This is a genomic window from Peptoniphilus grossensis ph5 (genome assembly GCF_000311825.1).
Classification (GTDB): Bacteria; Bacillota; Clostridia; order Tissierellales; family Peptoniphilaceae; genus Peptoniphilus_A; species Peptoniphilus_A hominis.
Genome location: NZ_HE978568.1, coordinates 1 through 16,930, shown reverse-complemented (window position 1 = coordinate 16,930; position 16,930 = coordinate 1). Strand labels below are relative to the sequence as shown.

Genomic DNA, 16,930 nt, shown 5'->3' with positions numbered 1-16,930 from the left:
CAAAGGAAGTGTGAAATGAAGAAACTTTATAGGTCACGAAAGGATAGAGTCTTGGCAGGCGTTTGTGGTGGCATAGCTGAATATTTGGGCATTGACTCTACAATTGTTAGGCTGATTACCTTTTTGTTAATAGTGCCTGGCGGACTTAGCATTTGGGTTTACATTGCCCTTGCCATTATCATTCCATCTGAGCCCTATGGCAATAGGATAGATGATAGCTACGGCGAAAAGTTCAAAGAGCCTCATGAAAGAGTAAAAGACTACGAAGAAAATTACAGAGATATTTATGAAGAACAAAAGAAAAAATCTGATGAAGATTTTTATTGAGAAGGGGTCCAGGAGGACCTCTTTTTTAGTGGAAAAAATTTTTAAAAAGTTATAAAAATTTTTGAGAATCCTATAAGATTTTAGCCTAAATTATTTTCTGTATTTAATTCTAATTTATTGATACAATAAAGGCGAGGTGTTGTAATTGATTACTCTTGAAGGAATTGTGGAGAGAATTATTTTTAGAAATGAAGAAAATGGATACACTGTTGCCAAGATAACTTCAACTGATGGTGACCTTGTCATAGTGGGCTCTGCTACAATTTTTAAGACAAATTTAAAATACAAATTCACAGGAGATTTTACATATCACAATAAATACGGCGAGCAGTTTGCCTTTGTGGAAATGGAAGAAGTCATGCCCGAGGGCGAAGCTGCCATTATCTCCTACCTTTCAAGTGCAAATATACCTCATGTTGGCGAAAAAATGGCAGAGCGAATTGTAAATAAATTTAAGGACGAAACTCTTGATGTAATAGAAAAAAATCCCGAGAAACTTTTGTCTGTGGAAGGCATTGGGAAAAAGAAATATAGGGATATAAAGGAAGCCCTGGACAAGCAATATGCCATGAGAAAAATTTTTCTTTATTTTTCTAGGTACAACCTGCCTGCCTCTGTGATTTTAAAAATTTACAAGGAGTATGGCGAAGAGTCCATAGAGATTGTAAGGAGAAATCCCTACGATTTAATTGGTAGTGTTAGAGGCATTGGTTTTAAAAAGGCTGATGAGATTGCAGAAAGCCTTGGCATAGAAAAGGATTCTGATTTTAGAAAAATTGCAGGCCTAAAGTATGCCCTCATGCTTGCCAATAGAGATGGGCACACCTATCTTCCTCTGGATAAATTAGTTAGGGCATCGGAAAAAATTTTGGGCTTAAATTTTGAAGATAGAGATGACCTTGCAAGGACCCTAAGTCTTGAGAAAAATTTTTTTGTGGAAAGAGATGGCGAAAATTACAACTGCTACATTGCAAGATATCTGGCTGCAGAAAATTATGTGGCAGGAAAATTAAATGATTTAAATATTTCCTTTGAGGAAGAAATTGACATAGACAAAAAAATTTCTGATACAGAAAAATTTAGGGAGATTGAGCTTTCAAAGACTCAGAGAAGGGCTGTTAAAGAGGCAATAAATAGAGGAGTCTTTGTCATAACTGGTGGACCTGGTACGGGAAAGACTACCACCCTAAAGGTCTTAATCGACATCTTTGAGTCCATGAATAAAGTCATAAAGCTTGCTGCACCTACAGGCAGGGCTGCCAAGAGGATGAAAGAGCAAACTGGTCGTGATGCCTTTACCATTCACAAGCTTCTTGAAATTGGCTTTGCAGGAGACCTGGGCTTTTCAAATATTGAAGAGCTTGAATGCGATGTTTTGATCCTTGATGAAGTGTCCATGGTGGATATCCTTCTCATGGAAACACTTTTAAAGTCCATTGAAAGCCCAACAAGACTTATTTTAGTTGGCGACAAGGATCAACTGCCTTCTGTTGGGGCAGGAAATGTCCTTGCAGATATTTTAAAGTCTGGCGTAATTGAGTCTGTGAACCTGGAAGAAATTTTCAGGCAGTCAGAGGAGTCCATGATTGTAAAAAATGCTCACCTAATAAATAAGGGCGAGATGCCTATTTTAAATGTGGGCGACTTCTTTATGATTGCTGAAAGAGGAGAGGTTAAGGGTCTTGAAATTATTAAGGATTTAGTAAAGACTAGACTTCCCAATTATTTTAATGTAAGTGAAAGTGAAGTCCAGGTTTTGACGCCAACTAAAAAGGGAAATCACGGCACTATCAATCTCAATAAGGTTCTCCAAGAGCACTTAAATAAAAATGAAGACTGCATAGAAGTCCTAGGCAAAAAATTTAAGCTTGGCGACAGAGTTCTTCAGACGAAAAATAATTATGAGCTTGAGTCAAAGATTGAAAATGAATTTTATGAGGACAGACAAAAGGGAGTCTTCAATGGCGACCTAGGCTACATTTCAAAAATTGACAAGGAAAATAAAAAGCTTACAGTGGTCTTTGACGATGTGAGAAGCGTGGAATATTCAAGTGAGAACTTAGACGAGCTGGCACTTGCCTATGCCATGACTATCCACAAGTCTCAGGGCAGTGAATTTCCAGTAGTTGTAATTCCCCTTTACCGGGCAGCGCCAATGCTACTTACTAGGAATTTAATTTACACAGCCATAACTCGTGCATCAAAGGCAGTGGTCTTAGTTGGTCAAAGTGAGTACCTTGTGAAGATGATTGAAAATAATAAAACTGTTAAGAGATATTCTAACTTGGCAGAAAAATTGAGGAAGCAAAATGAAGTTAATGGAAAATAATTGCCCCCTCTGCGGAAAAATTGTAAAAAACTATGGACTTTGCCCTGCTTGTTATGAGCTTGTCAATAAAAACCCAACTTTTTACTATGACATAGATGGCCTTGACGATTTAATTGTCTCCTCAACTTATGCTGGCATAATGAGAAGGCTCATAATCGACTTTAAGTTCAAGGGTAAGCTCTCCTATGGAGAAATTATTTCTGAAATTATGATAGAAAAACTTTTGGAGAGAAATTTATCTGAAGTAGTTTTGACCTTTGTCCCCATGCACCCTCGCCGAGAGAGGGAAAGAGGCTACAATCAATCGAAAATTTTGGCAGAGACTATTGCAAAGAAACTTGATTTAAAGTGCCAAGAAGTCTTCGAGAAAGTTAAGGACACAAAATTTCAAGTAGGTCTAAAAAAAGACCAGCGTCAAGAAAACTTAAAAAATGCCTTTGTTGTAAAAAAGGCTCCAGAGGAAATAATAATTGTAGACGATGTAATAACTACAGGCACAACTATTTCTGAACTTGTAAAAGTTGCCAAGGCTGCAGGCATAAAAAAAGTGACTGCACTTATTGCAGCCACAGAAATTGCCTAATTATCAAAATTTTTAAAAATGGAATCATGTCTTGGCCAAATATTTAAAGACTTAAAATTTTTCATGGAGTAGAGAGTTGCATTTATCTCTGCCCCAATTAAAATAATTATTGAAAGTAAATAAAGCCAAATTAAAAAAATTATAATACCTCCAAGAGACCCATAGGTGATGGAGTAATTTCCAAAGTTTGACACATAGAATCCAAAGACTATGGAAACAATGATTACGCCCAATGTTGAAAAAATTGCACCAGGAAGGACTCCCTTAAAAGTCACCATGTTCTCCTTGCTATTTGATGGAGAAAACTTGTAGAGGAGCATAAAGGTAATTAACATATAGGCTAGGGGGATTATATTTTTTGCTATCCGCCACATCTTGTCGAAAAATTCATTGTCTATGTCCAAGTATTTTATAGCCGTTGCATAAATTATTTCGCCAAAGATTTGCGTTAGGATCAGCATAAAAAACATGGTGATAAGTGAAAGAGTGAAGAAGAGGGCAATGAGCCTTAGCTTAATAAAACCTCTCTTTTCAACAAAACCATAGGATGAATTTATTATTTTTATTAATTTAAAAACTGCAGTTGATGCAGTAAAAAGTCCTGCCACAAAGGAAATTGTGAAGAAAGATCCTGAAGATGAACTTTGAAGCTCTCTCAAAAAATCTGTGACAATGCTTTGGATTTCACTGGGAAGCACATCTAAGAGTGAAAAAATATATTCTGGGTCTAAAATCCCTGAAAAATTAATTGCATTTATTAATGAAATTAAAAAAGGAAAAATTGATAGAACTAAAAAATATGTGAGACTGCCTCCATAGGAGAGAGTGTCGTGATTTAATATTCTATAAATTAATTTGTCAAAAAAAGTAAAGGCTTTTTTGTCCTTTGATTTATCTATAAAATTATTTAAAAATTTCATTGAACACCTCTTGTGTATTATATATTAAATTTTATGTTATAACAATTCGTTACATGATAAAATAGAGTAAAGGATGATGATTATGGATTACAATATATTAGTTTGCGACGACGAGAGAGATATCTTAGACGCAATAGAAATTTATTTAAAGGCAGAAGGCTACAGCGTTTTTACTGCAGAAGACGGTGCCTCTGCTCTTGAAATACTAGAAAAAAAAGAAATACATCTTGCAATCATAGACATTATGATGCCCGTTATGGATGGCATAACTCTAATTATGAAAATGCGCGAAGTTACAAATATTCCTATCATTGTGCTTTCTGCAAAGAGTGAAGTTACAGATAAGATTGTGGGCTTAAATGTGGGGGCAGATGATTACATAACAAAACCCTTTAACGCAGTGGAGCTTACTGCAAGGGTAAACTCTCTTATAAGAAGGTATTTTTCCCTTGGTGCATCAGAAATTAAAAAGGGCGACATAAAAATTGGAAGAGTGAGTCTTTCTGATGAGTCAAAGGAAGTGAGAGTTGAGGGAGAAGTTGTAAGCCTTACTCCCTATGAATACAAAATTTTGTATCTTCTCTTAAAAAATCCTGGCAGAGTTTTTTCTTCCAATGAAATTTATGAAAGAGTTTGGGAAGACGAGGCAATTGATGTGAGAAAAATTATTTCTGTCCACATCTCTCACCTTCGCGACAAGGTGGAAATCAATCCAAGAAAACCTGATTTAATAAAATCTGTCTATGGAATGGGATATAAAATTGAGGCAAAGTAATGCTTTCTGATATAAAAGATTATTTTAAGGAAATTTTTGTAAATCTTTCAGATAAAATTTTTGTGGAAAATATTTTTGCCTCCTGCGTAATTATTTTCGAGCTCTTTAACATCAACAAACACTTTATCCTGGCTTGGATAGTTACTCTTCTTTTTGTCCTTATAAAAATCAAGAGAAGAAAATTATTGGACACAGTTTTTACCTATAACCTCTTTAAGTACAGACAGTTTAAAAATTTTAGGCTATTTGGCACCTTAAATGTGACCCTATTTATTTTATACATCTTATTTTACAGCCTACTTACCAAGGGCATAGTCCTTTTAAATGTCCTTCTCTTTATGATACTTCGTGCAGTCTTTATTGTTGAAGTTCAGTTTGCACAAAACACCCTATCCATTGAGCTAGTGGAGTCCATACTCTATGGCTACGACTTTGTCATTCCAGAGCCCTTTGAAAATGAGTACCTGGAAAAAATCACAGTCCTAATGGAAGACTTCAAAAAGCGTGACAGGAAGAGGCTGGAAGAAAACTTTAGGTCAGAGAAATTAAAGGTGGAGCTAATAACAAATATTTCCCACGACTTAAAGACGCCCCTCACTTCAATAATTAATTATGCCGACCTCTTGTCCAAGAAAGATGAATTAGACGAGGAGGCAAAAAAATTTATAGGCATTTTAAAGAGAAATTCCACAAGGCTAAGGGACCTAATTGTGGACCTAGTATTTGCATCAAAGACTAGCACCAGGGACATTGCTGTGGAGAGGTCCTTAGTTGAATTAAATGAAATGATTTTACAAATTTATGGCGACTATGATTCTCTCTTTAAGCAAAAGGACTTGGATTTTCTCTACAACTCAACTAGCGACGAAATTTTAATTTACACAGATGTAAATCTCTTTGTGAGAATCGTGGAAAATCTTCTTTCCAATGCGGCTAAACACTCAAGAGCTGGCACAAAGGTCCTTGCAGGTGTAATTGAAAGGGAGTCCAGCGTTGAATTTTATGTAAAAAATATTATGAATGAAAAATTAAATATGAATAGTGATGAACTCTTTGAAGAACTTTTAAAGGCAGACAGGTCCAGACACTCTGAAGGCTCAGGACTTGGACTTAACATTGTAAAAAATCTTTCAGAAATCCTGGGTGGCGATGTAAAAATTTCCATTCACGGTCAGTGGTTTGATGTCCATGTATTGCTTTCAAAGGATTCAGAGTGATTATATTTTATTGACAAGAAATAGAATTTGAAATAAAATAAAAAGAAACCACAGGTTTTTCATAATGGCAATTTTAATTAATTGTCATTTTTTTATTTTTCAAAAACTTTATGGGGGGAAACTTATGATCGAGGAATTCGGAATAAAAAGTTTTAATAAGAAAAAGATGAAGGAAGCACTTCCCTATCCAATTTATTTAAAGTGGAAGGATGCCTTAAGAAATGAAAAGGACTTGGACAGAGAGACTGCCGATGCCATTGCCCATGCCATGAAGGATTGGGCCTTAAGTAATGGTGCAACCCACTTTGCTCACTGGTTCTTGCCCCTAAGTGGTCACACTGCAAAAAAACACGAGGCCTTTATTTCAAGGACTTCTGATGGTGAACCAATAAATAGATTTTCCGGCAAGGAACTTGTAAAGGGCGAGCCAGATGCCTCATCCTTTCCAAGTGGTGGCATGAGGTCTACCTTTGAGGCTAGAGGCTACACTTATTGGGACCTTACAGCAAATTCTTTTATCATTGGAAATGTCCTTTACATCCCCACTATTTTCATGTCTTACAAGGGTGAAAAGCTTGACAAGAGAGGACCCCTCATTGATTCCACAAAAATTTTAAGTGCTGAAGGCGTAAAAATTGTAAATTTATTTAAGAAGGACGAATATGCCTACAGGATGAGGGTAAAGGTCGGTCTTGAACAAGAATTTTTCTTGGTTGACAAGGAAATTTATAAGAAGAGAAGCGACCTTAAAAATATTGGAAGAACTATAGTTGGAGCTCCATCTCCCAAGGGACAAGAGTTGTCTGACCACTATTTTGGTCAAATTCCTGCAAGAGTTGAAAAATTTTATAAGGATGTTGACGAAAAACTTTACCAGCTTGGAATTTATTCTGAGGCTGAGCACAATGAAGTTGCCCCAAATCAATTTGAAATGGCAATTTTATTTGAAAATGTAAATGTGGCAATTGACGACAACCAACTTCTCATGAACATTTTAAAGGAAACTGCCCTAGAAAATAATTTGGTCTGTCTCTTCCACGAAAAGCCCTTTGCCAGTGTAAATGGTTCTGGCAAGCACAACAATTATTCCATCGTCACAAATTATGGCTTAAATGTTTTTGATCCAGGCGAGGATCCCTACAACAACGACATATTTTTATTATTTGTGGCAGCACTAATTGAGGCAACAGACAAGTATCAAAGCCTCTTAAGAGTTAGCGCATCATCAACTTCAAATGACTTTAGACTTGGAGCAGACGAAGCGCCACCAGCTATAGTTTCATTATTTTTGGGAAGCGACCTAGAGGAACTCTTTAGAGACATAAAAGAAGAAGTAGAATATAAAAAGGAAGACGATAATACTTTTAGGGGCTACAATCTTTTAAGCGTGCCAAAGGATTCCAGCGACAGAAATAGAACTGCAGCCGTTGCCTTTACGGGAAATAAATTTGAATTTAGGATGCTTGGCTCATCAAAGACTGGCTCTGATTTAAATATTGCACTTAACTGCGCCATGACAGATTCTCTTTCAAGGATTTATGAAAGACTTGAGCCCTATAAGGATGACTACAAGAAACTAAGAAGGCTTGTCCTTGAAATAGTGAGGGAAATTATGATTTCTCACGACAGGGTAATTTGCGACGGAGATAATTATTCTCTTGAGTGGAGAGAAGAGGCAAAGAGAAGGGGGCTTGCAAATCACAAGACTTATTTTGATGCCTTAGTTGCCCTAAAGGATTTTGACTTTAATGATATTTTCTTAAAGAGGGGAATTTATACTGAAAAGGAAATAAGGGCAAGCTATGAAGTAAACCTAGAAGAAGTTGTAATCTATCACACTTTAGAGGCAAAGATAATGATGTCTATGCTTGAAAAGGACATAATCCCTATGGGTCTTGCCGAGCTAAGTGACCTGAGTCATGTTTTAAATTTTAAAAATAATGAATTGCTAAGCTCTAAGTATGATAAAATAGATAAGATGATTACAAAGTTAATGGAATGTGAAAGTGAAATTGAAGCCTTGCTTTTACATTCAAGCAAAATAGATGACATTTACAAAAAGGCAGAGTATGTTGAAAGAAATATTGCCACAAAACTTCGCGCCACAAGAGAAGTTGCCGATGACATGGAAAAATTAATTTCAAGAAAAAATATTACGCTGCCATCTTATGAAGATATTTTTAATTCACTAAGCTAGGAGGAAGTATGACTAAATTTATATTTGTTACAGGTGGAGTTGTTTCAGGAATTGGCAAGGGAATTTCTGCAGCAAGTATTGGAAGACTTTTAAAGGACAGAGGGCTCTCTGTATTTATGCAAAAGTTTGACCCCTACCTAAATGTGGACCCAGGCACTATGAGTCCCTACCAACATGGAGAAGTTTTTGTAACTAAGGACGGAGCAGAAACTGACCTTGACCTTGGCCACTATGAAAGATTTATCGACGAAGAACTAACTAAGGACGCATCAATTACAACTGGTAAAGTTTATTCAACTGTAATTGCCAAGGAAAGGCGTGGCGATTATGATGGAGCAACTGTGCAAGTAATTCCACACATCACCAACGAAATTAAAAATGCAGTTTATAAGGCTGCCAAAGAATCTAAGGCTGATGTTGTAATTACAGAAATTGGCGGAACAGTAGGAGACATTGAGTCCCTACCATTCTTAGAGGCAATAAGACAAATTCACTCAGAAAATAAAACATCAGATGTCTTATTTGTCCACACAGTTCTAGTGCCAAACATTCCAGGTTCTGACGAGCTAAAGACTAAGCCAACTCAACACTCCTTTAAGGAGCTTATGAGTAACGGAATTAAAACTGATGTAATTATTGTTAGGTCTAATGGAATTGTAACAAAGGATTTGAGAGAAAAAATTTCTCTATTCTGCGATGTGCCAGTGGAAGCAGTTATTCAATCAACTAATGTAGACTTAATTTATGAAGTGCCACTAGTTTTCCACGAACAACACTTAGACGACTACATCTTAAAGGAACTTGAACTTGAAGATATGCCAGCATCAAAGGGCAAGTGGAAAGAAATGGTTGAGAGATTTAAGGATGTCAAGGGCGAAGTTACAATTGGCCTTGTGGGTAAATATGTAAGCCTTCACGATGCCTACCTATCTGTAACCCAAGCACTTACTGATGCAGGTTGTGAAAATGGCTACAAGGTAAAGATTAAATGGATAGATTCTGAAGATATAGAAAAGGACGCTAGCATCTTAGAAGGGCTTGATGGAATAATTGTGCCAGGCGGCTTTGGCTCTCGTGGAACAGAAGGCATGATCATGGCTTCGAAGTACGCTCGCGAAAACAATGTGCCTTACTTTGGAATTTGCTACGGAATGCAAGTTGCCTTAATTGACATTGCCAGAAACAAACTTGGCTTAAAGGATGCCAACTCAACAGAAATAAATCCAGAGACAAATTATCCAATTATAGACCTTTTGGAAAATCAAAAGGATGTAAAAAATGTTGGCGGAACTCTTAGACTTGGAAATTATGACTGCACAATTGAAAAGGGAACTTTGACTTATGAGCTCTATGGCGAAGAAAAAATCAAGGAAAGACACAGACATAGATACGAATTTAACAACGACTATCGTGGAAAAATCAGATCAGCTGGCGTGACTTTTTCTGGCATCAACGAAGACAAGGACTTAGTTGAAATAATTGAAATGAAGGACAATGACTTCTTCCTTGCTTGTCAATTCCACCCAGAATTTAAGTCAAGACCAACAAAAGTTCATCCACTATTTAATGGCTTCATAAAGGCAGCAATAAAAAATAAAAACAAATAAAAAAATAAATCTCATCCATAAATTTTGGGTGAGATTTTTTATTCTTAGCAAGAGCTTTTATTATATTGCTTTAGCTTCATCACAAATAAATTAATAAGATCTGAAAATTTTTCAGAACTTATAGGAACTTGTCTTTTAAATTGTCCCAATAGGAATTACTTGAGAAGACGAGTTTTTTTATGGTCTTGTTTGATAGCCTAATGTTTACCCTGTGAAGGTTGTTGAAAAAATATTCGTTTCCGTCAACTAACAAAAGATTTGAATCCTTGTAGCGCTTTTCAACAACAAGAGAAATTGTGTGAGCTCCAGGAACGATTACTGATGAACCCAGGGAGCGGTAGGCAGCAGAATTCACTGGTGAAATTGGCGTCATCTGTAGAACATATAGGCTTGGAAAAACTATGGCGCCACCAGATGAAAAGTTGTAGGCAGTGGAGCCCGATGGTGTTGCAACTAAGATGCCGTCGCCAGAAAATTTTTCCACATGGTTTCTGTCTATAAAGACATTCATGTGTATGGTCTTTGAGTGAGCTGCCTTTAAGACAACTTCGTTTACTGAATAAAATTTATAGACCTTATTTTTTGTGTAGATGTCCGATCTTATTAGCTTTATGTCATCTACAATGTAGTTGCCGCTGTTGTAGTCCTTTACAAATTTTTCGATTTCGTCAGGCTTTATTTCTTGATAAAAGCCAAGGTGACCTGTATTTATTCCCACGAAGGGCATTTCTGGAAAGTCATTTTTGTGAATAGCCTTTATAAAGGAACCATCGCCGCCAATGCAAATGGAAAGCTCGGCATTTTTTTTGAAGCCGTTAAAGGGCTCGTAGCCATATCTTGTTAAAACTTTATGCAATTCTGTGGCAGTTTTTTTTGATTCGAAATTTGCATTTGTAAGTATATTTATAATTTTTGACAAGCTTAAACCCCCTTGATTTTTTTCTCTAATATTTATATTATAAACGAATAAAGTCTCCTTGACTAGAGGTGTAAAATGTATAGATTAAATTCAAAAGACTTTTTAAATTTCAGAGCTAGTGAAAAAATGAAGGTCAACGACTACTTAAAAGAGCGTGGAGTCTCTTCTCGCCTGATAAGAAAGTCTGTAAAAGATGGAAATATTTACTTAAATGGAAAGTTAATAGGAAAAAATAAAAGGTTAAAGATAAATGACATAATTTCTCTAAAATTTGAAGACGAAGAGCCCAATGGCAAGGTCCAAAAAAGACCTCTTGACATCTTATATGAAGATGATGACCTCCTTGTAATAAATAAGGAGCCACTAATGGTGACTCACACAGCAAAGGACGACAGCCAGGGCACTCTTTTAAATTATATCTTAGGATATTTTGAGGAAAATAATATTAAGAGAAAGGTTAGGTTTATTAATAGACTTGACAGAGACACATCGGGCATAGTCCTTGCCTGCAAAAACCCCTTTGCTCAAGATAAAATTTCTAGTGAATTTAGAGACAAGGTTGAGAAAAAATATTTGGCAATTTGCCAGGGGATCTTTGAAGATAAGGAAGGAATCATTGACGCACCCATAGCCACAAGTGAAGATGGAATTAGGCGAGAGGTAAATTATGTAATTGGCAAAAAGTCCATGACCTCTTATAAGGTCCTTAGTGAATATGACAATATGAGTCTAGTAATTTTAACTCTTCACACTGGAAGGACTCATCAAATTAGAGTCCACCTAAGTCACCTTGGTCACCCCATTATTGGCGATAGTCTCTACGGAGAAAAATCTGATTTAATAAGTAGGCAAGCCCTCCACTCTTATTCCATAAAATTAAAGCTTCCAAGGAAGGATGAGGAAATAGAAATTCTTGCAAATCTTCCTGAAGATTTTCATTTTTTTCCTTCGCTTTATTGAAAAAGTGATTTCATTGAGTTATAATTTAATTAGGTAAATTCTGCGATGTTCGAAAGAATCCTTTTTAATTCAACCGACAAATAGAACACGGGAAACTGTGTATGAGTGAGATATGACAAGCCGCCTTTGAGCGGAAGTCAGAAGACGCTATCAAGTTTTTAACCCACCATGAAAATGGGCGGGGTGAATTAATTAGGAAACGGCATTGCGGTTTTTACTATTATTAGACTTTAATTAATTGATTATTTTTATATAAATAGGGTAATAAATTAAGGAATCGGAAGAGATATTTTCAAAGAAAAAGGAGAGTTATTATGGGACTATTTGATTATTTAGAAGAAAAACGTAACGAAGCAGCTAGAAGAAGAAGACTTAAAGAAATTTCTAAGATTTCTACAGGTATTGCACTTGGAGCTCTTGGTGGAATTTTATTTGCACCACAAGAAGGCAAAAAAACTCGTGAAGACATTGCAAACAAGTCAAAGGAAGCTGCTAATCAAGCACTAAACGCAGCTAATGATGCTAAAGATACTATTCAATTTAAGGCATACCAAGCTGGCGAACAAGCTAAGAAAACTTATAGCGACTTGAGAGACAAGGCTGCTATTAAAAAATATGAATTTGACGAAGATGTGGAAGTAGCTAAGGCAAAGGCTAAAGCAATTGGCGAAGTTGTCAAGGCTGGAGCTGAAGATATCAAAAAAGATGTAAGAAACACAAGTGAAGAAGTTAAAGATACAGCAGAAGAAGTTAAGGGCGACTTAAAAGAAGGCGCAGAAGACATCAAGAGAGAAGCAAAAAAATCTTCTGAAAATGTAAAGGAAACTCTTGAAGAAACAAAAGAAAAGGCAGAAAAAGAAGCTAGAAAATAAGATAGGGGGCATAAAATGTTAGATCAAGCATTTACAATTGGTGGCCTACTAAGTTTCTTATTGTATGTAGCTGGCATAGCTGCACTAGTTGCACTATTTTTAGCGCTGCTAAATGTTATGAAAATCTTGAAAAATGTCAATGAAATTATTGAAAGAAACCAAGGTGATATTGATCACACTATAAAGACTGTTCCTTCAATAATGGACAATGCAAAGGACATTTCTACAAATGTAAATTCAATTTCAACTGATGCGACAAAGCTAGTCAATGATGTAAAACCAGAAATTGAAAAAGTTGTTGCCACAGTTGGTTCAGTTTCAGACACTGTTAATGGAATTACAAGAAAGGTCGATGATACTTCTTTAAGGGTATCAAACACAGTTATGAATGTTTCAGATGTTATTTCTGATACTGCTAAAACTATTTCGCTTAGTTCAAATAACGCCATCGACTATTTTTATATTTTAAGAGAAGTTGCAAAGACAGTTAAAGAAGTCTTTTTAAAATGATCTAGGGGACGGAGTTATTGCTTCGTCTTCTTTTATTTTCAAAATTAAGTCTTGACCAAGAGGAAGGATTGAGATTTAATTTACATAGTACGAGGAGTAGAATGAAGAGAGTTAAGATAATTGCAAACCCAAATTCGGGCAGAGGTGCAGCTCTTGGCAAAATTTTAGAATTAATTGAGCTAATGAGCCATGATAAATATGAAATTGAATTATTATTTACCCATGAGGAAGGCGACGGCAAAAATTTCGCTGCAAATTACACGGGAGAAGATTTTATAATATGTTCTGGTGGCGATGGCACAGTAAATGAAGTTGTAAATGGAATATATCTTTCAAAGAGAGATACTCCCCTTGCAATTCTTCAAAGTGGAACTGTAAACGACTTTGCCAATGCTCAGGGACTGCCAACTTCACCCTTTAAGTTTTATCAAATGATAAAAAATTACCATATAAAGACCATTGACCTTGGCCTTGCTGGTGATAGGGCCTTTATAAATGTAGCTGCAGGCGGAATGCTAACTGAAATTGCCTACACTGTCTCTGCTGAGAAAAAGGCAAGTCTTGGCAATATGGCATACTATCTTGAAGGCGCCAGGGAACTTTTGGAAAAGAGAATTTTTAAATATCAAAAGTCAATTAATTTAAAGGTAAAAAGCGACGAGATCGACGAAAGTGTAGACTCACTTTTATTTTTAATAACCAACTCAACTTCAGTGGGTGGTTTTAAAAGGATGTCGCCCTTTGCCGATGTATCTGATGGATATTTAGATGTTTTGATTTTTAAGAGAATAAAAATATCTGATGCGCCTGAACTTTTTGCTTCACTAATGGGAGGCAAGCACATAGATCACAACAAGGTAATTTACCTAAAGACAAAAAACATAAGTATAGAATCTGATGAAGAAGTGACAATAGATGTTGACGGAGAAAAGACTTCTACACTTCCTATGAATTTTAAAGTGTTGGAAAATAGGTTGAAAATAATAGTACCATAAGGAGGAAAGTATGGCATCTACAATTAAAGATGTAGCAAAAATGGCAGATGTGTCCATTTCTACAGTATCAAGGGTAATAAATGACTCAAAGCCCGTTAGCCCAGAGGCACGAAGAAGAGTATTGCACGCCATAGATGTTTTGGACTACAAGCCAAATGAAGTGGCTAGAAGTTTAGTTACAAAAAAATCTAATTTAATAGGTGTAATTGTAGAAGACATTGGGTCTAACTTTATTTCACAAATCCTAAGAGGAGTGGAAGAAGTTGGAAGAATGTATAAATACGACATACTTTTGTCAAGCTCCTATGGCGACCAAGAATCTGAAATGAAGTTTGCAAACTTGTTGGCACAAAAACAAGTGGAAGGAATAATTGTAATTTCAAACTTGCACAATCCTAAACTTGAATACAAGTTGGAAGAAAGCAAAATTCCTTACGTCATCATAAGCAATTTCTACGACATAGAAAAATTCTCTGCCACAATTGATTATGAAAAGGCATCCTATGACATGGTAAATCTTTTAATTGCTAAGGGACACAAAAATATTGCCTCTCTAGGAATTAGAAAGGACTATGACAGAACCTTTGAAAAGAAAAAAATCGAAGGCTACAACAGAGCCATGGAAGAACATGGTCTAAAGAAGATAAACTTATTTGTTGAAGGTCTTAATGCAGGGGATGTAGAAAATGAAGGAGAAGAAATAATAAAGACACTTAAAAAAGAAAAAATTACAGCCTTCTTCACATCCTACGACACAATTGCAATTCACCTAATGAACTTGCTTTTAGACAACAACTACAAGACACCTCAAGATATTTCTGTAACAGGCTTTGGTGGCTCTTACATTTCAGATATTTATAGACCAAAACTTACTACTGTCAAGATTCCTTATTATGACATTGGAGCAGTTTCCATTAGAAAGATTTTAAAGAAAATTGCCAAGGAAGATAGCGACTTTTCAGAAAACGTAGTGCTTCCATCAGAAATACTTGAAAGAGAAAGTGTAAAAAGTTTAAATGACTAGAATTGCCATTGAAACTAATTGTGAAATTATAAAGAGAGGACTTCAGAATATATTAAAGGATTATGAAGTCCTTGATTTTTATGAATTGACAAGGGAAGACTTTGATCTCTTGATCTTTGAAGACAAAAACTTAGAAAATAGAAGAGAAGAAAAAATAAGGATAGTTGAAGATAGGGATCTTCCACTTAACATCGATTACTCCCTTTTAAGCCTTAAGTCATCAGAAGAAGAAATACTTGAAGCAGTGGATAAGACCTTAAGAGGGCATGTATATATAGAAGAAAGCTTAAAGGAAGCTAAGAGAAATAGGAACAAAAAGTTCGACAAGATAAAGACACTTACAAGGAGAGAAAAGTACTTATTAGAGGAAATAATAGCAGGCAAAACCAATAAGGACATCTCAAAGGAAATTTACATCAGTGAGAAGACAATAAAAAATAATCTAACAGTGCTTTACAAAAAATTAGAAGTAAGTGGAAGAAGAGAAGTCATAAAAAACTACAGTGAAATTTAATAATTTTATCAAATATGTTAGTAATCCTAACATATTTTTAAATTAAGAATAGAGGATTAAATGGAAAGATATTTTTTCTTGTACTTAATGTACTTTTTTATCTATGCCTTTATAGGCTGGGTTGTAGAAGTGAGCTTTCACGCAGTAACAGTTGGAAAGTTTATAAATAGAGGATTTTTATCAGGACCCTACTGTCCCATTTATGGCTTTGGCGCCATATCAGTAATATATTTTCTCACAGACATAGCAGGAAAAAACAAATTTGTCTTATTTTTAGGCTCAATTGTCATTGCAACGGCAATAGAATTTGTGGCAGGCTTTCTTTTGGAGAAGATATTCCACGAAAGATGGTGGGATTACACTGACAAAAAACTAAATATTGGCGGCTACATATGTATGGAATTTTCAGTAATATGGGGCTTGTTTTGCTTTTTATTATACGAAGCAGTTCACCCTGTAACAAAAAGTCTAGTGGACCTAATACCACTAAGGGCCTTAAAGTATTTGGATATTGGACTTGTAATAATTATGACCATTGACCTACTTGCAACAATTAATACAATTATAGGCATAAACAAGAAGATGAAGGCACTAGACAAAATTAGCGCAGACATAAGGAAGGTTTCAGACAGAATAGGAATAAAAGTTTACGACAAGACAATAGAAATAGAAAACAAACAACAAGAACTAAAGAAGAAGTCCGAAATAATAGAAATCGAAGAGAGAATAAGAGAACTGAAAGAGAAAAAAGATATATTGGGCGAAAAGAGACTATTAATGGCCTTTCCTAATTTGACCAATAGGCTAGAAGAAACTCAAAAAGACTTTGAAGAATTAAAAGAAAGAATAAAGGACCAATACGGTCAAGACTAAGGACTAATCTATTAGCTAATATTTTATGAATAAAAAATAAAAAAATTACAAAAAAATCATTGACATATAAAAATGAAAATAGTAAACTATAACAGTTGTCGAAAAAGACAGCTGTTATTTTAAAAAAACAAAAAATTAAAAAAACAGTTGACAAAACAACTTCATAATGATAACATATAGAAGTTGTCGATTTAGACAGCTTGGCTTTTGTAAAGGTCGAGTAAAAAACAATTTAAAAAATTGTAAAAAAAGCTTGACAAAAAGAATTTACAAGAGTACAATAAATAAGCTACTTCAAAAAGTAGCAA

The 16,930-nt window shown here is 35.4% G+C and carries 16 protein-coding genes and 1 other RNA gene; 15 read left to right on the top strand and 2 right to left on the bottom strand.

The genetic code is table 11. The features are described 5' to 3' along the window. Positions 1-15: 15 nt before the first annotated feature. The 3 genes from HGPG_RS07265 (at position 16) to HGPG_RS07255 (ending at position 3,239) form a co-directional block, all read left to right on the top strand. A complete protein-coding gene (locus HGPG_RS07265; RefSeq protein ID WP_019125402.1) occupies positions 16-327 on the top strand; it encodes a PspC domain-containing protein in 312 nt (103 codons plus the stop codon). 145 nt (positions 328-472) lie between these two features. Continuing rightward, positions 473-2,656 (top strand): SF1B family DNA helicase RecD2, encoded by a 2,184-nt coding sequence (recD2, locus tag HGPG_RS07260; protein ID WP_019125401.1) that lies wholly within the window; start codon positions 473-475, stop codon positions 2,654-2,656. Further along, the gene (locus HGPG_RS07255) at positions 2,637-3,239 is read left to right on the top strand and encodes a ComF family protein (RefSeq protein ID WP_019125400.1); all 603 of its coding nucleotides are present in this window, start codon (positions 2,637-2,639) and stop codon (positions 3,237-3,239) included. Before recD2 ends, HGPG_RS07255 begins: the two co-directional genes overlap by 20 nt. Here HGPG_RS07255 and HGPG_RS07250 read toward each other — a convergent pair. Beyond that, positions 3,236-4,159, bottom strand: coding sequence for a YihY/virulence factor BrkB family protein (locus tag HGPG_RS07250; protein ID WP_019125399.1), 924 nt, complete (start codon positions 4,157-4,159; stop codon positions 3,236-3,238). The genes HGPG_RS07255 and HGPG_RS07250 overlap by 4 nt on opposite strands. Before the next feature lie 82 nt (positions 4,160-4,241). Between HGPG_RS07250 and HGPG_RS07245 the strand changes: the two genes are divergently transcribed. From HGPG_RS07245 to HGPG_RS07230, 4 genes are all read left to right on the top strand, one after another. Continuing rightward, positions 4,242-4,934, top strand: coding sequence for a response regulator transcription factor (locus tag HGPG_RS07245; protein WP_019125398.1), 693 nt, complete (start codon positions 4,242-4,244; stop codon positions 4,932-4,934). Next, positions 4,934-6,151: a sensor histidine kinase gene (locus HGPG_RS07240; RefSeq protein ID WP_019125397.1), complete on the top strand. Its 1,218-nt coding sequence runs from the start codon at positions 4,934-4,936 to the stop codon at positions 6,149-6,151. Before HGPG_RS07245 ends, HGPG_RS07240 begins: the two co-directional genes overlap by 1 nt. A gap of 124 nt (positions 6,152-6,275) precedes the next feature. Beyond that, the gene (locus tag HGPG_RS07235) at positions 6,276-8,348 is read left to right on the top strand and encodes a glutamine synthetase III domain-containing protein (protein ID WP_019125396.1); all 2,073 of its coding nucleotides are present in this window, start codon (positions 6,276-6,278) and stop codon (positions 8,346-8,348) included. Positions 8,349-8,356: 8 nt separating this feature from the next. Further along, a complete protein-coding gene (locus HGPG_RS07230; RefSeq protein ID WP_019125395.1) occupies positions 8,357-9,955 on the top strand; it encodes a CTP synthase in 1,599 nt (532 codons plus the stop codon). 118 nt (positions 9,956-10,073) lie between these two features. Here HGPG_RS07230 and HGPG_RS07225 read toward each other — a convergent pair whose 3' ends face one another. Then, positions 10,074-10,874, bottom strand: coding sequence for an NAD(+)/NADH kinase (locus HGPG_RS07225; RefSeq protein WP_019125394.1), 801 nt, complete (start codon positions 10,872-10,874; stop codon positions 10,074-10,076). 75 nt (positions 10,875-10,949) lie between these two features. Here HGPG_RS07225 and HGPG_RS07220 point away from each other — a divergent pair, with 75 nt between their 5' ends. The 8 genes from HGPG_RS07220 (at position 10,950) to HGPG_RS07190 (ending at position 16,622) form a co-directional block, all read left to right on the top strand. After that, positions 10,950-11,834 carry an RluA family pseudouridine synthase gene (locus HGPG_RS07220; RefSeq protein WP_019125393.1) on the top strand — a complete coding sequence of 295 codons (885 nt, stop codon included), beginning with the start codon at positions 10,950-10,952 and terminating at the stop codon, positions 11,832-11,834. 34 nt (positions 11,835-11,868) lie between these two features. Then, positions 11,869-12,052, top strand: a non-coding RNA gene (gene ssrS, locus HGPG_RS10130) — 6S RNA. Between the two features lie 96 nt (positions 12,053-12,148). Then, positions 12,149-12,706 carry a YtxH domain-containing protein gene (locus HGPG_RS07215; RefSeq protein ID WP_019125392.1) on the top strand — a complete coding sequence of 186 codons (558 nt, stop codon included), beginning with the start codon at positions 12,149-12,151 and terminating at the stop codon, positions 12,704-12,706. A gap of 15 nt (positions 12,707-12,721) precedes the next feature. After that, positions 12,722-13,216 carry a hypothetical protein gene (locus HGPG_RS07210; protein WP_019125391.1) on the top strand — a complete coding sequence of 165 codons (495 nt, stop codon included), beginning with the start codon at positions 12,722-12,724 and terminating at the stop codon, positions 13,214-13,216. Between the two features lie 101 nt (positions 13,217-13,317). Continuing rightward, positions 13,318-14,211, top strand: a complete 894-nt coding sequence (locus HGPG_RS07205; RefSeq protein ID WP_019125390.1) for a diacylglycerol/lipid kinase family protein — start codon at positions 13,318-13,320, stop codon at positions 14,209-14,211. A 10-nt stretch (positions 14,212-14,221) separates the two neighbouring features. After that, positions 14,222-15,235, top strand: coding sequence for a LacI family DNA-binding transcriptional regulator (locus HGPG_RS07200; RefSeq protein WP_019125389.1), 1,014 nt, complete (start codon positions 14,222-14,224; stop codon positions 15,233-15,235). Continuing rightward, the gene (locus HGPG_RS07195) at positions 15,228-15,749 is read left to right on the top strand and encodes a LuxR C-terminal-related transcriptional regulator (RefSeq protein ID WP_019125388.1); all 522 of its coding nucleotides are present in this window, start codon (positions 15,228-15,230) and stop codon (positions 15,747-15,749) included. The genes HGPG_RS07200 and HGPG_RS07195 overlap by 8 nt, the downstream gene beginning before the upstream one ends. A gap of 60 nt (positions 15,750-15,809) precedes the next feature. Then, positions 15,810-16,622 carry a putative ABC transporter permease gene (locus HGPG_RS07190; protein ID WP_019125387.1) on the top strand — a complete coding sequence of 271 codons (813 nt, stop codon included), beginning with the start codon at positions 15,810-15,812 and terminating at the stop codon, positions 16,620-16,622. Positions 16,623-16,930: the final 308 nt, after the last annotated feature.

Bases quoted from the DNA above. Each gene is read 5' to 3' on its own strand.
- HGPG_RS07265 (WP_019125402.1), top strand. From the start codon at position 16: ATGAAGAAACTTTATAGGTCACGAAAGGATAGAGTCTTGGCAGGCGTT.
- HGPG_RS07255 (WP_019125400.1), top strand. From the start codon at position 2,637: ATGAAGTTAATGGAAAATAATTGCCCCCTCTGCGGAAAAATTGTAAAA.
- HGPG_RS07250 (WP_019125399.1), bottom strand. From the start codon at position 4,159: ATGAAATTTTTAAATAATTTTATAGATAAATCAAAGGACAAAAAAGCC.
- HGPG_RS07245 (WP_019125398.1), top strand. From the start codon at position 4,242: ATGGATTACAATATATTAGTTTGCGACGACGAGAGAGATATCTTAGAC.
- HGPG_RS07240 (WP_019125397.1), top strand. From the start codon at position 4,934: ATGCTTTCTGATATAAAAGATTATTTTAAGGAAATTTTTGTAAATCTT.
- HGPG_RS07235 (WP_019125396.1), top strand. From the start codon at position 6,276: ATGATCGAGGAATTCGGAATAAAAAGTTTTAATAAGAAAAAGATGAAG.
- HGPG_RS07230 (WP_019125395.1), top strand. From the start codon at position 8,357: ATGACTAAATTTATATTTGTTACAGGTGGAGTTGTTTCAGGAATTGGC.
- HGPG_RS07220 (WP_019125393.1), top strand. From the start codon at position 10,950: ATGTATAGATTAAATTCAAAAGACTTTTTAAATTTCAGAGCTAGTGAA.
- HGPG_RS07215 (WP_019125392.1), top strand. From the start codon at position 12,149: ATGGGACTATTTGATTATTTAGAAGAAAAACGTAACGAAGCAGCTAGA.
- HGPG_RS07210 (WP_019125391.1), top strand. From the start codon at position 12,722: ATGTTAGATCAAGCATTTACAATTGGTGGCCTACTAAGTTTCTTATTG.
- HGPG_RS07205 (WP_019125390.1), top strand. From the start codon at position 13,318: ATGAAGAGAGTTAAGATAATTGCAAACCCAAATTCGGGCAGAGGTGCA.
- HGPG_RS07200 (WP_019125389.1), top strand. From the start codon at position 14,222: ATGGCATCTACAATTAAAGATGTAGCAAAAATGGCAGATGTGTCCATT.
- HGPG_RS07195 (WP_019125388.1), top strand. From the start codon at position 15,228: ATGACTAGAATTGCCATTGAAACTAATTGTGAAATTATAAAGAGAGGA.
- HGPG_RS07190 (WP_019125387.1), top strand. From the start codon at position 15,810: ATGGAAAGATATTTTTTCTTGTACTTAATGTACTTTTTTATCTATGCC.